Source organism: Streptomyces sp. NPDC098101, assembly GCF_044760185.1.
In the GTDB taxonomy this organism is placed as follows: domain Bacteria; phylum Actinomycetota; class Actinomycetes; order Streptomycetales; family Streptomycetaceae; genus Streptomyces.
Window position 1 is genome coordinate 1167533 of sequence record NZ_JBIWAS010000003.1, and the last position, 12878, is coordinate 1180410.

The 12878-nt window shown below is 74.0% G+C and carries 11 protein-coding genes; 9 read left to right on the forward strand and 2 right to left on the reverse strand.

Features of this window, described 5'->3' with window-relative positions; genetic code table 11:
- Window positions 1-32 precede the first annotated feature (32 nt).
- Entirely contained in the window at window positions 33-1196 is a 1164-nt protein-coding gene (locus ACIQVI_RS18355; protein WP_351969296.1) for a cysteine desulfurase family protein, read from the forward strand.
- Between the two features lie 60 nt (window positions 1197-1256).
- Here ACIQVI_RS18355 and ACIQVI_RS18360 read toward each other — a convergent pair whose 3' ends face one another.
- On the reverse strand, window positions 1257-1907 hold the full coding sequence (locus ACIQVI_RS18360) for an N-acetylmuramoyl-L-alanine amidase (protein WP_351969324.1): 651 nt from the start codon (window positions 1905-1907) through the stop codon (window positions 1257-1259).
- 61 nt (window positions 1908-1968) lie between these two features.
- Between ACIQVI_RS18360 and mnmA the strand changes: the two genes are divergently transcribed.
- On the forward strand, window positions 1969-3102 hold the full coding sequence (gene mnmA / locus ACIQVI_RS18365; protein ID WP_351969297.1) for a tRNA 2-thiouridine(34) synthase MnmA: 1134 nt from the start codon (window positions 1969-1971) through the stop codon (window positions 3100-3102).
- A 130-nt stretch (window positions 3103-3232) separates the two neighbouring features.
- On the opposite strand, the gene ACIQVI_RS18370 is transcribed toward mnmA, so the two are convergent.
- Window positions 3233-3853, reverse strand: a complete 621-nt coding sequence (locus ACIQVI_RS18370) for an alpha/beta hydrolase (RefSeq protein ID WP_403596668.1) — start codon at window positions 3851-3853, stop codon at window positions 3233-3235.
- Between the two features lie 76 nt (window positions 3854-3929).
- On the opposite strand from ACIQVI_RS18370, the gene ACIQVI_RS18375 reads away from it, so the two are divergent.
- The 7 genes from ACIQVI_RS18375 to gatA all read left to right on the forward strand — a co-directional run bounded on the left by ACIQVI_RS18375 (window position 3930) and on the right by gatA (window position 12875).
- A complete protein-coding gene (locus ACIQVI_RS18375) occupies window positions 3930-4481 on the forward strand; it encodes a TIGR00730 family Rossman fold protein (protein ID WP_389662733.1) in 552 nt (183 codons plus the stop codon).
- Window positions 4482-4488: 7 nt separating this feature from the next.
- Window positions 4489-5187 carry an SDR family oxidoreductase gene (locus ACIQVI_RS18380; RefSeq protein ID WP_351969300.1) on the forward strand — a complete coding sequence of 233 codons (699 nt, stop codon included), beginning with the start codon at window positions 4489-4491 and terminating at the stop codon, window positions 5185-5187.
- A gap of 37 nt (window positions 5188-5224) precedes the next feature.
- Complete coding sequence (locus tag ACIQVI_RS18385; protein WP_351969301.1) at window positions 5225-6238, forward strand: methionine synthase; 1014 nt, start codon at window positions 5225-5227, stop codon at window positions 6236-6238.
- A gap of 32 nt (window positions 6239-6270) precedes the next feature.
- Complete coding sequence (ligA, locus tag ACIQVI_RS18390) at window positions 6271-8460, forward strand: NAD-dependent DNA ligase LigA (RefSeq protein ID WP_351969302.1); 2190 nt, start codon at window positions 6271-6273, stop codon at window positions 8458-8460.
- 316 nt (window positions 8461-8776) lie between these two features.
- Window positions 8777-10897, forward strand: a complete 2121-nt coding sequence (locus tag ACIQVI_RS18395; RefSeq protein ID WP_351969303.1) for a bifunctional diguanylate cyclase/phosphodiesterase — start codon at window positions 8777-8779, stop codon at window positions 10895-10897.
- A 175-nt stretch (window positions 10898-11072) separates the two neighbouring features.
- Window positions 11073-11369 (forward strand): Asp-tRNA(Asn)/Glu-tRNA(Gln) amidotransferase subunit GatC, encoded by a 297-nt coding sequence (gene gatC / locus ACIQVI_RS18400; RefSeq protein ID WP_121833228.1) that lies wholly within the window; start codon window positions 11073-11075, stop codon window positions 11367-11369.
- Window positions 11370-11375: 6 nt separating this feature from the next.
- Window positions 11376-12875 (forward strand): Asp-tRNA(Asn)/Glu-tRNA(Gln) amidotransferase subunit GatA, encoded by a 1500-nt coding sequence (gene gatA / locus ACIQVI_RS18405; RefSeq protein ID WP_403596674.1) that lies wholly within the window; start codon window positions 11376-11378, stop codon window positions 12873-12875.
- Window positions 12876-12878 lie beyond the last annotated feature (3 nt).

Consider the following 12878-nt stretch of genomic DNA (forward strand, 5'->3'; position numbering starts at 1 on the left):
GCACTGCGGCGGGCTCGTAGAATCGACCCACCATGGCTTACCTCGACCACGCCGCGACCACGCCCATGCTGCCCGAGGCGATCGAGGCGATGACCGCCCACCTCGCCGTCACGGGCAACGCATCCTCCCTCCACGCCGCCGGACGGCGGGCCCGGCGGACCGTCGAGGAGGGGCGCGAGACCCTCGCCGCCGCCCTCGGCGCCCGGCCGAGCGAGGTCGTCCTCACCTCCGGCGGCACCGAGGCCGACAACCTCGCCGTCAAGGGCCTCTACTGGTCACGGCGCGACGCCGACCCCCGCCGCGTCCGCGTCCTGGCCAGCCCGGTCGAGCACCACGCCGTCCTCGACGCCGTCGACTGGCTCGCCGTCCACGAGGGCGCGCGGGTCGAGTACCTGCCCGTCGACCACCACGGCCGGGTGCACCCCGAGACCCTGCGCGAGGCGATCGCCCGCGACCCCGGGACCGTCGCCCTGGCCACCGTCATGTGGGCCAACAACGAGATCGGCACCCTCATGCCGATCCGCGAACTCGCCGACGTGGCCGCCGAGTTCGGCGTCCCCCTGCACGCCGACGCCGTCCAGGCCGTGGGTCAGGTTCCGGTCGACTTCGCCGCCTCCGGACTCGCCGCCATGACCGTCTCCGGGCACAAGATCGGCGGCCCCTACGGCATCGGCGCCCTGCTCCTGGGCCGCGAGCACACCCCCGTGCCCGTCCTGCACGGCGGCGGCCAGGAGCGGCACGTCCGCTCCGGCACCCTCGACGTCCCGGCCGTCGCCGCCTTCGCCGTCGCCGCCCGGCTCGCCGCCGAGCGGCGCGAGGAGTTCGCCCGCGAGGTCGGCGCCCTGCGCGACGACCTCGTCACCGCCGTCCGTACGGCCGTCCCCGACGCGGTCCTCGGCGGCGACCCCGTCGACCGGCTCCCCGCCAACGCCCACTTCAGCTTCCCCGGCTGCGAGGGCGACTCGCTGCTCCTGCTGCTCGACGCCGCCGGCATCGCCTGCTCCACCGGCTCCGCCTGCACCGCCGGCATCGCCCAGCCCAGCCACGTGCTGCTCGCCACCGGCACCGACCCCGACCTGGCCCGGGGCACCCTGCGCTTCTCCCTCGGCCACACCTCCACCAAGGAGGACGTGACGGCGGTGGCCGGGGCGATCGGCCCGGCCGTCGAGAGGGCCCGCACGGCCGGCCTCACCTGAGCCCCCGGGCCTTCCCCCGGGACCGGGCCCCTTCGAGCGGGGCCCGGGCCGCGCGGCCCCTCACGCGGGCTTCTTCGACGCCTCCCGCACGAGCCGCATGTACCGGTCCCAGTCCCAGTGCGGACCGGGATCGGTGTGGTCGGTGCCCTCGACCTCGACGTGCCCGATGATGTGCTCCCGGTCCACGGGTATCCCGTGCCGGGCGCAGATGTCCGCCGTGAGCCGCGCCGACCCCGCGTACATCGCCGCCGTGAAGTCCTGCGGCCGGTCCACGAAGCCCTCGTGCTCGATGCCGACGCTCCGCTCGTTCATGTCCCGGTTCCCGGCGTGGAAGGCCACGTCGAGCTCCCGGATCATCTGCGCCACGTGCCCGTCCTTGCGGACCACGTAGTGCGTGGCGGCCCCGTGCCCCGGGTTCTTGAAGACCCTCAGGGCGGTCGCGTAGCTGCCCTGCACGACGTGGATCACGACCCGGTCGATCCGGTAGTCGTCCGGCCGGTCCGCCCGCCGCCAGTTCGCCCGCGCCGCCGACGTCCACTCGGCGCGCGCGTGGTCCAGCTCCCCCTCGACCCGCTTCTTCTCCATCCCCGGCAGCCGCCACCAGGCGCGCGCCAGCTCTTCCCGGGCGAGCACGGCCGTGCCCACCACGGCGGCCCCGCCGCCGAGCAGGACGGCACGCCGCCCCACCGCCCTGTTCCCCTTGCTCCCCATGTCATCGAGAACGCTCACCACCGCGACCGTGGTTCCCGGCGCCCCGTACCCTGGTAGGGCTATGACTCAGACCCCGCCCCCGCGCCCCCTTCGCGTCCTTGCCGCCATGTCGGGCGGAGTGGACTCCGCCGTCGCCGCCGCCCGCGCCGCCGAGGCGGGCCACGACGTCACCGGCGTCCACCTCGCCCTCTCCGCGAACCCGCAGTCGTTCCGCACCGGAGCGCGCGGCTGTTGCACGATCGAGGACTCCCGCGACGCGCGCCGGGCCGCCGACGTCATCGGCATCCCCTTCTACGTGTGGGACCTGGCCGAGCGGTTCCGCGAGGACGTCGTGGACGACTTCGTCGCGGAGTACGAGGCCGGCCGCACCCCCAATCCCTGCCTGCGCTGCAACGAGAAGATCAAGTTCGCGGCGCTCCTCGACAAGGCGCTCGCCCTCGGCTTCGACGCGGTCTGCACCGGCCACTACGCCACCGTCGTCCTGGGCGAGGACGGCACCCGCGAGCTGCACCGCGCCTCCGACATGGCCAAGGACCAGTCGTACGTCCTCGGCGTGCTCGACGAGAAGCAGCTCGCGCACGCGATGTTCCCGCTGGGCGACACCCTCACCACCAAGGACGAGATCCGGGCGGAGGCCGAGCGGCGCGGGCTCGCGGTCGCGAAGAAGCCCGACAGCCACGACATCTGCTTCATCGCCGACGGCGACACCCAGGGCTTCCTCGCCTCCCGGCTCGGCAGGGCGGAGGGCGACATCGTCGACGAGGCGGGCACGAAGGTCGGCACCCACGAGGGCGCGTACGGCTTCACCATCGGCCAGCGCAAGGGCCTGCGGATCGGCCACCCGGCGGCGGACGGCAAGCCCCGCTACGTCCTCGACATCTCGCCCGTGAACAACACGGTCACCGTCGGCCCCGTCGAGGCCCTCGACGTCACCGCCCTCACCGCGATCAAGCCCCGCTGGTGCGGCACCGCCCCCGAGGGCCCCGGCCGCTACACCGCCCAGCTGCGCGCCCACGGCGGCGAGACACCGGTGACCGCGTCCCTGGAGGACGGCGAGCTGCGCGTCTCCTTCGACGAGCCCGTCCGGGGCGTCGCCCCCGGCCAGGCGATCGTGCTGTACGACGACACGCGCGTGGTGGGCTCGGCGACGATCGCGACGACGGTACGACGGACGACGGAGCCGGCCGGCGCCTGAGCCCGCCCGGGGGACCGGGACCGGGGTCGGGCAGCCGGGCAGGACGCGGCGGGCGCCGGAGCCGTACAGGACCGCGGCGAGGCGCCGTGGCGGGCGTCGCGGACCCGGCCGCGACCCCGCCGGGCGCGCCTCAGACCGTCCCGGCGGCACCCCGGCCCTCCCGGGAGAACCCCTCCGGGAGGAACCCCTCCAGGCGGAGCTCCTCCGTGAGGAAGTCCGCCAGGACCGGTGCCAGGACGTGCGGGGCGACCTCGTGGGTCTGGCCCGTCAGGGTGCGGTGGCGGGCCCGGGGGAGGGCCGCCGCCAGGGCGCGGGCCGCGCGCCGGGTCTCCGCCGGGCTGGAGCCCCCGTCGACCACGAGCACGCGCGCGGAGACCCGGCCGAGGGGCACGTCCGCGTGCGGCGGCTCGTACACCGAGATCGGGCCCACCGGCAGCCCGGCCGCCGCGACGGCGAGGGCGAGCGTGCCGCCCGTGCCCGTGCCGTGCACGGCCGCCCCCGGGCCCGCCGCCGCCAGGACCGCCGCCAGGTCCTCGACCTCCCGCCCGGGGTCCCCGTGCCCCCGGCGGCCGTACGCCACGACCGGGAGGTGCCGGGCGAGCAGCCCGGCGAGCGCCCGCCCGTCCGCCGCCCCCGGGGCCCCGCCCACCAGGACGAGCGGCGGCCCGTCCCCGTCCCCGTACCGCTCGTACGCCACCGTCGTCCCGTCCCGTGACGTGACGCGTCCCCCGAACCCGCTCACCTCGTCCATGGCAGGGCAGACCGGGGCCGCCGCCGGAACTCATCGCCCCGGCCCGGACTTTTCCGGGAGCCGTACGGTGGGGTCCATGAACATCTGCGTCTTCCTCTCCGCCGCCCACCTCGACGAGCGGTACACGGGTCCGGCCCGCGAGTTCGCCACCCTGCTCGGGAAGGCCGGTCACACCCTCGTCTGGGGCGGCTCCGACACCGGTCTGATGAAGGTCGTCGCGGACGGCGTCCAGGAGGCGGGCGGGCGGCTCGTCGGCGTCTCCGTCGACTTCCTCGCCCACAAGGCCCGCCCGGACGCCGACGAGATGGTCGTCACCGAGGACCTCGCGCGGCGCAAGGCGCTCCTCCTCGCCAAGTCCGACGCGATCGTCGTCATGGTCGGCGGCACCGGCACCCTGGACGAGGCCACCGAGATCCTGGAGCTGAAGAAGCACGGCAAGCACCGCAAGCCGGTCGTCCTGCTCAACACGGCGGGCTTCTACGACGGCCTGAAGGAGCAGTTCCGGCGCATGGAGGAGGAAGGTTTCCTCCCGATCCCCCTCGCCGACCTCGTCTTCTTCGCGGACGACGGCGCGGCCGCCCTCGCGCACCTGGAGGCGGAGATCGCCGCCTCCTCCGTCCCCCGCTGATGCGAGCATGGGGGCCATGGCTACTCATGTGATCACCGGAGCCGGCTCCGGCATCGGCGCGGCCGTCGCGCGCCGCCTCCACGCGCGCGGGGACGACCTCGTGCTCCACGCGCGCGACGCGGGCCGGGCCAAGGAGCTCGCCGCCGAGTTCCCCGGCGCCCGCACCCTCGTCGGGGACCTCGCCGACCCGGACCGGCTGTCCTGGGCGTTCTCGCACCAGAACCTCCCCGAGCGGGTCGACGGCCTGCTGCACGTCGCGGGCGTGGTCGACCTCGGGCCGGTCGGCGAGCTCACCCCCAAGACCTGGCACCACCAGCTGAACGTGAACCTGGTCGCCCCGGCCGAACTCACCCGCCACTTCCTGCCCCAACTGCGCGTCTCCCAGGGCCACGTCGTCTTCGTGAACTCGGGCGCCGGACTCAACGCCCACGCCGAGTGGAGCGCGTACGCCGCCTCCAAGCACGGTCTGAAGGCCCTCGCGGACTCCCTGCGCCACGAGGAGCACGCGCACGGCGTCCGGGTCACCTCGGTCTACCCGGGCCGCACCGCCAGCCCCATGCAGGTCAAGGTGCACCAGCAGGAGGGCAAGGAGTACGACCCGGCGCGGTGGATCGACCCCGAGTCGGTCGCGACGGCGATCCTCACCGCGCTCGACCTGCCGCGCGACGCCGAGATCAACGACCTCACCGTCCGCCCGGGACGCTGACGGAGAGGGCCGGGCCCCCGGGACGTACGCTTCCCCGGTGAGCGACACGACCGAGAAGCACGACTTCCCCTGGGGCCCCGCCACCGGCGTCGGGTCCCTGCCCGGCGGCGACGCCCGCGAGGCCGCCAAGACCGTCACCGGCTCCTTCGAGGACTTCCCGTTCCTCGCGGAGCTGCCCGCGCGCGGGCCCGGCGCCGACATGATCGGCCGGACGATCGGGATGCTCGTCGACCTGTACGCGCACGTGGAGCCGAGCGGCTGGCGGATCAGCGACCGGCCCGGCCGCGACACCCGGCGGGCCCGCTCCTGGCTCGGCGAGGACCTCGACGCCCTGGAGGAGTTCACCCAGGGGTACGAGGGCGCGCTCAAGGTGCAGGCGGTGGGCCCCTGGACGCTCGCCGCGGCCCTGGAGCTGCGCGGCGGCGAGGCCGCCCTCGGCGACGCGGGCGCCTGCCGGGACCTGGTGGGCTCGCTCGCCGAAGGACTCCACCAGCACCTGGCGGAGGTGCGCAAGCGCGTGCCCGGGGCCCGGGTGGTCCTCCAGCTCGACGAGCCCTCGCTCACCGCCGTGCTGCGCGGACAGGTCCGCACCGCCAGCGGCTACCGCACGTACCGGGCCGTGGACCGGCAGGTCGTGGAGGGCGCCCTGCGGGACGTGGCCGCGGTCCACGACGGTCCGCTGGTCGTCCACTCCTGCGCCCCCGGCGTCCCCTTCGCGCTGCTGCGGCGGGCCGGCGCGGCCGGGATCTCGTTCGACTTCGGGCTGCTCACCGAGCGTGAGGAGGAGGCGATCGGGGAGGCCGTGGAGGGCGGTACGAAGCTCTTCGCCGGTGTGGTGCCGTCCACCGACGGCCCGTTGTCGGACCCGGGCGGTAGCGTCATGGGTGTCAGGACGCTGTGGCGCAGGCTGGGGCTGAATCCGGGGACCCTCGCGGAGTCCGTGGTGATCACCCCCACGTGCGGGCTCGCGGGCGCGTCGCCCGCCCACGCCCGCGCGGCCCTCGCCCACTGCGTCCGGGCTGCGAAGTCGCTCGCGGACAACCCGGAGTGACCGGGGACCGAGGTACGGGAGGACGGACGAAGGTGGCAGTCGACGAGGGGGCCCCGCCGGCCGAGGCGCGGGAGAAGCACGCGGACCTGGCCGAGCGGATCGAGGAGCACCGCTTCCGGTACTACGTGAAGGACCAGCCGGTCATCAGCGACGGCGAGTTCGACAGGCTGCTCCGCTCCCTGGAGGCGCTGGAGGAGGAGTACCCGGAGCTGCGGACCCCCGACTCGCCGACCCAGAAGGTCGCGGGCCAGTACGAGACCGAGTTCACCGCGGTCGAGCACCGGGAGCGGATGCTCTCCCTGGACAACGCCTTCGACGACGAGGAACTGGCCGCCTGGGCCGAGCGGGTCGCCCGGGACGTCGGCACGCCCGACCACCACTTCCTGTGCGAGCTGAAGGTCGACGGCCTGGCCGTGAACCTGACGTACGAGCACGGACGCCTCACCCGGGCCGCGACCCGGGGCGACGGGCGCACCGGCGAGGACATCACGCCCAACGTGCGCACGATCGCGGACGTCCCCGAGCGGCTGAGCGGCGACCGGATCCCGGACTTCGTGGAGATCCGCGGCGAGGTCTACTTCCCGATGGAGGCCTTCCTCGGGCTCAACGCCCGCCTGGTCGAGGCCGGCGAGAAGCCCTTCGCCAACCCGCGCAACGCGGCCGCCGGTTCGCTCCGCCAGAAGGACCCGAAGGTCACCGCCTCCCGCCCGCTCCACATGGTGGTGCACGGCATCGGCGCCCGCGAGGGCTTCGCCATCGCCCGGCTCTCGGAGGCGTACGGACTGCTCCACGAGTGGGGCCTGCCCACCGCCCGGCACAACGAGGTGGTGAAGACCCTCGACCAGGTGCGGGAGTTCATCGCGCGCTTCGGGGAGAACCGGCACTCCGTCGAGCACGAGATCGACGGTGTCGTCGTCAAGCTGGACGAGATCCCGCTCCAGGGCCGGCTGGGCTCCACGGCCCGCGCGCCCCGCTGGGCCATCGCCTGGAAGTACGCGCCGGAGGAGGTCAACACCAAGCTGGTCGACATCAAGGTCGGCGTCGGCCGCACCGGGCGCGTCACCCCGTACGCGCAGGTGGAGCCGGTGACCGTGGCCGGTTCCGAGGTGGAGTTCGCCACCCTCCACAACCAGGAGGTGGTCAAGGCCAAGGGCGTCCTGATCGGCGACACGGTCGTGCTGCGCAAGGCCGGCGACGTCATCCCGGAGATCCTCGGGCCGGTCGCGGACCTGCGGGACGGCAGCGAGCGGGAGTTCGTGATGCCGTCCGAGTGCCCCGAGTGCGGGACGCCGCTGAAGCCGATGAAGGAGGGCGACATCGACCTCCGCTGTCCGAACGCCCGGACCTGCCCGGCCCAGCTGCGCGAGCGCGTCGAGTTCCTCGCCGGCCGCGAGTGCCTGGACATCGAGAAGTTCGGCGCCGTGGCCGCCGCCGCCCTGACCCAGCCCCTGGAGCCGGCCGAGCCGCCGCTCCGGGACGAGGGCGACCTCTTCGACCTCACCATCGAGCAGCTCCTGCCGATCAGGGCGTACGTCCTCGACCCGGACAGCGGACTGCCCAAGCGGGACCCGAAGACCGGCGAGGAGAAGATCGCGACCGTCTTCGCCAACCAGAAGGGCGAGCCGAAGAAGAACGCGCTCGCCATGCTGGAGAACATCGCGGCGGCGAAGGCCCGGCCGCTGGCCCGCTTCATCAACGGGCTCTCGATCCGGCACGTCGGTCCGGTCGCGGCCGCGGCCCTGGCCCGCGAGTTCCGCTCCCTGGAGCGGATCGAGCAGGCGAGCGAGGAGGAGCTGGCGGCCGTCGACGGGGTCGGCGGGATCATCGCGGCGGCGGTGAAGCAGTGGTTCGCCGAGGAGTGGCACCGCGAGATCGTGCGCAAGTGGCGGGCCGCCGGAGTCGCCCTGGAGGACGAGGGCGCCGGCGAGGACGAGGGGCCGCGCCCGCTGGAGGGCCTCACGGTCGTGGTGACCGGCACCCTGGAGGAGTTCACCAGGGATGGCGCAAAAGAGTCGCTCCAGCGGCTCGGAGCGAAGGTGACCGGTTCCGTTTCGAAGAAGACCTCCTTTGTCGTCGTGGGTGAAAACCCTGGTTCGAAGTACGACAAGGCGATGCAGCTGAAAGTTCCGGTTCTGGACGAGGGGGGCTTCTCGATCCTGCTCGAACAGGGCCCCGACGCCGCCCGGGAGGCCGCGGTCCCCATCCCCGAAGACCCCCAGTAGCCCCTTTCCGCCCCGGAAGACATCACCCGTTCGGCGCATACCAGACGGTGAGGGGTGACCAGGCCTCATTCGGGCAAGACAGGGAGAGCGCTGCCCCTCGGAGCCCTCGGCGGCCTAGTGTGGTGACCGTGCGTCCCGTCCTGCACGACCGCGCGAGGGCTCTGCCGGTCGTGGCGTCAGGACAACGGCCCCGTGGCCCGAGGAACGGCCGCCCGCCGGCGGCCCCGCACCGGGCGACGGCGGCCGGACGACGGACGGCCGCCTGCCCGCGGCCCATCGCACACCGACGGCACCGCCGCCTGTGAGAGGGACGGAAATGGAACCGACCGAGAGCGCCGCCCCGGTCCCCCGGCCGCACGGCCGCGCGGCCCCCGGGGGCTCCACCTCCCGGCTGCCCGCAGCCGTGGTGGGCATCGCCGCCGTCGTGCTCGCCACCGGGCTCCAGCAAGCCCTGACCACCGGGCACGGACTCTTCCCCGGCGGGGTCACCGGCTGGTCCCTCGCCCTCCTCGCCGGCCTCATCGTCGGCCACCTGGTCGCCCTCGGCCGCGACCGCTGGTGGGGCGGCACCGGCTCCGGCGCCGCCCTCACCCTCGCCGTCCTCCTGCTCTACGGCTGGGTGCCCGCCGGACTCGTCTCGCTGACCGTCGTCACCCTCGTCGGCGCCGCCCGCCACCACCGCTGGCGACAGGGCCTGCTGCACGGCGCCGCCGACGTCCTCGGCGTCGGCGCCGCCGCCCTCGTCCTCGCCCTCTTCGGCGACGTGCCGACCGTCGAACAGCCCTGGCAGCCCCTCGACTGGACGATCGGGGACCTCCCGGAGATCGTGCTCGCCGCGACCACCTACCTCGTGGTCACCCGGCTCCTCCTGTGGTACACGCTCGCCCCCCAGGGCCGCGGCCTGCCCACCGCCGCCCGCACCGCCCTCCTCCGGCAGGGCCTCGTCGCCGTCGCCCTCCTCGGCATCGCCCCCCTCATCTGCGCCGTCGCCGCCAGCCGCCCCGTCCTCCTGCCGCTCTTCGCCGTCCCCCTCATCGCCCTCGACTCCACCCTCTGGATCGCCCGCGCCCGCGCCGAGGAACAGCTGCGCGACCCGCTCACCGGGCTCCCCAACCGCCAGTGGCTCCTGGAGCGGGCCTGGACCGCCCTGGAGGACGCCGAGGGCCAGGGGGCCCGCGCCGCCCTCGTCCTCATCGACCTCGACCGCTTCCGCTCGGTCAACGACACCCTCGGCCACCTCGCCGGAGACCGGCTGCTCCTCCAGATCGCCGACCGGCTCCGCCTCGCCCTGCCCCGCGGCGCCGAGGCCGCCCGGCTCGGCGGCGACGAGTTCGCCGTCCTGCTGCCCACCGCCGACTCCACCACCAGCGCCCAGCGCGTCGCCCGCCACCTCGTCGCCGAGCTGTCCTCCCCGCTCGACCTCGACGGCCTCACCCTCGTCCTGGAGGCCAGCGCCGGCGTCGCCGTCTTCCCCGACCACGCCCTCGACGCCGAGGGCCTGCTGCGCCGCGCCGACGTCGCCATGTACCAGGCCAAGCGGGACCGCACCGGCGTCGAGGTCTACGAGTCCAAGCGCGACTCCAACACCCCCGACCGGCTCGGCCTCCTCGGCGACCTGCGCCGCGCCCTCGACGCCCACGAGGTCGAACTCCACTACCAGCCCAAGGTCCGCTTCGACGGCCAGGTCGCCGGTCTGGAGGCGCTCGTCCGCTGGGTCCACCCCGAGCGCGGAAAGGTTCCCCCGGACGAGTTCATCGCCATCGCCGAGTCCTCCGGCCTGATGCCCCACCTCACCGAGTACGTCCTGGAGACCGCCCTCGCCCAGGTCGCCCGCTGGCGCGCCCAGGGCCTCGACGTCCCGGTCGCCGTCAACGTCTCGCCGCGCGACGTCCACACCCCCGGCTTCGCGGGCGCCGTCGCCGCCCGGCTCGCCCGCCACGGCGTCCCGGCCGGCTCCCTCCAGCTGGAGATAACGGAACACGTGCTCCTGGAGGACCCCCAGCGGGCCGCCGACACGCTCAACGGACTCACCGGCCACGGGGTCAAGATGTCCCTCGACGACTTCGGCACCGGCTACTCCTCCCTCGTCCACCTGCGCCGGCTGCCGGTCAGCGAACTGAAGATCGACCGCTCCTTCGTCGCCCGGCTCGCCGTCGACACCGAGGACGCCGAGATCGTCCGCTGCACCGTCGACCTCGCCCACTCCCTCGGCCTCCTCGTCGTCGCCGAGGGCGTCGAGGACGACGAGACCTGGGAGCGGCTGCGCGACCTGGGCTGCGACGCCGTCCAGGGCTGGCTGGTCGCCGCCGCCATGCCGCCCGACGAGGCGACCGCCTGGCTCCTGGCCCGCGGCGAGCACGGCTGGCGCCGCCCCGCCGACCTCGCGCCCCCGGCCGACCTGGACCACCCCTCGGGCCAGGTCGCCCCCCGGGCCTGACCCGGCCGGGGAAGCACGGTGTCCGCATGGGGGTGGTCCGGGCGAGGAACCCGATCACTTCGCCGGGCGACCGTGCTCCCCGCGCACGCGGGGGTAAATCCGGTCGCGTGAGTGATGGCGGGCCGCACACCATAGGATTGCGGCACATCACAAGACTCACCCAGAGGATCGCTGTATGCCTGGCATTACGCGCGAGGAGGTCGCTCACCTCGCCCGGCTGGCGCGTCTGGAGCTGTCCGGCGAAGAGCTCAGCCACTTCGCCGACCAGCTCGACGACGTCATCGGCGCGGTCGCCCGCGTCTCCGAGGTCGCCGACCAAGACGTACCGCCGACCTCCCACCCGCTGCCGCTGACCAACGTCATGCGCGCGGACGAGGTCCGTCCGTCGCTCACCCCCGAGCAGGCGCTCTCCGGCGCCCCGGCCCAGGAGCAGCAGCGTTTCAAGGTGCCGCAGATCCTGGGGGAGGACTAACACGCCATGACGGACAACACCATCATCAAGCTCACCGCGGCCGAGATCGCCGGAAAGATCGCCTCCGGCGAGCTGACCGCCGTCGAGGTCACCGAAGCCCACCTCGCCCGCATCGAGGCCGTCGACGAGAAGGTCCACGCCTTCCTGCACGTCGACCGCGACGGCGCCCTCGCCCAGGCCCGCGCCGTGGACGAGAAGCGCGCCCGGGGCGAGAAGCTCGGCCCGCTCGCCGGTGTGCCGCTCGCGCTCAAGGACATCTTCACCACCGTCGGCATCCCGACCACCGTGGGCTCGAAGATGCTGGAGGGCTGGATCCCGCCGTACGACGCGACCCTGGTCAAGAACCTGAAGGCCGCCGACGTCGTCATCCTCGGCAAGACCAACATGGACGAGTTCGCGATGGGCTCCTCCACCGAGAACAGCGCCTACGGCCCGACCGGCAACCCCTGGGACCTCACCCGGATCCCCGGCGGCTCCGGCGGCGGCTCGTCGGCCGCCCTCGCCGCGTACGAGGCCCCCCTCGCCATCGGCACGGACACCGGCGGCTCCATCCGCCAGCCCGCCGCCGTCACCGGCACCGTCGGCGTCAAGCCGACCTACGGCGCGGTCTCCCGCTACGGCATGGTGGCCTTCTCCTCCTCCCTCGACCAGGGCGGCCCCTGCGCCCGCACGGTCCTGGACGCGGCCCTGCTGCACGAGGCGATCGCCGGGCACGACCCGCTCGACTCCACCTCCATCGACGCCCCGGTCCCGCCGGTCGTCGAGGCCGCCCGCAGCGGCTCGGTCGCCGGGATGCGCGTCGGCGTCGTCAAGCAGTTCCGCGGCGAGGGCTACCAGGCCGGCGTCGTGCAGCGCTTCGACGAGTCCGTCGAGCTGCTGAAGTCGCTGGGCGCCGAGATCGTCGAGCTGGACTGTCCCAGCTTCGACCTGGCCCTCTCGGCGTACTACCTGATCGCGCCGTCCGAGTGCTCCTCGAACCTGGCCCGCTTCGACGCCATGCGCTACGGCCTGCGCGTCGGCGACGACGGCACCCGCTCCGCCGAGGACGTCACCGCCCTCACCCGCGAGGCCGGCTTCGGCGACGAGGTCAAGCGCCGGATCATCCTCGGCACGTACGCGCTCAGCTCCGGCTACTACGACGCGTACTACGGCTCGGCCCAGAAGGTCCGCACCCTCATCACCCGCGAGTTCGAGAAGGCCTTCGAGGAGGTGGACGTGATCGTCTCCCCGACGACCCCCACCACCGCCTTCCCGATCGGCGAGCGCGCCGACGACCCGATGGCCATGTACCTCGCGGACCTGTGCACCATCCCGACCAACCTGGCCGGCAACGCCGCCATGTCGCTGCCCTGCGGCCTCGCGCCCGAGGACGGCCTGCCGGTCGGTCTGCAGATCATCGCCCCCGCCCTGAAGGACGACCGGCTCTACAGGGTCGGAGCCGCCGTCGAGGCCGCCTTCGTGGAAAAGTGGGGACACCCGCTGCTCGAGGAGGCTCCGTCGCTGTGAGTG

Coding starts and splice junctions, on each gene's coding strand:
- ACIQVI_RS18355 (WP_351969296.1), top strand. CDS start 33: ATGGCTTACCTCGACCACGCCGCGACCACGCCCATGCTGCCCGAGGCG.
- ACIQVI_RS18360 (WP_351969324.1), bottom strand. CDS start 1,907: ATGGGGAGCAAGGGGAACAGGGCGGTGGGGCGGCGTGCCGTCCTGCTC.
- mnmA (WP_351969297.1), top strand. CDS start 1,969: ATGACTCAGACCCCGCCCCCGCGCCCCCTTCGCGTCCTTGCCGCCATG.
- ACIQVI_RS18370 (WP_403596668.1), bottom strand. CDS start 3,853: ATGGACGAGGTGAGCGGGTTCGGGGGACGCGTCACGTCACGGGACGGG.
- ACIQVI_RS18375 (WP_389662733.1), top strand. CDS start 3,930: ATGAACATCTGCGTCTTCCTCTCCGCCGCCCACCTCGACGAGCGGTAC.
- ACIQVI_RS18380 (WP_351969300.1), top strand. CDS start 4,489: ATGGGGGCCATGGCTACTCATGTGATCACCGGAGCCGGCTCCGGCATC.
- ACIQVI_RS18395 (WP_351969303.1), top strand. CDS start 8,777: ATGGAACCGACCGAGAGCGCCGCCCCGGTCCCCCGGCCGCACGGCCGC.
- gatC (WP_121833228.1), top strand. CDS start 11,073: ATGCCTGGCATTACGCGCGAGGAGGTCGCTCACCTCGCCCGGCTGGCG.
- gatA (WP_403596674.1), top strand. CDS start 11,376: ATGACGGACAACACCATCATCAAGCTCACCGCGGCCGAGATCGCCGGA.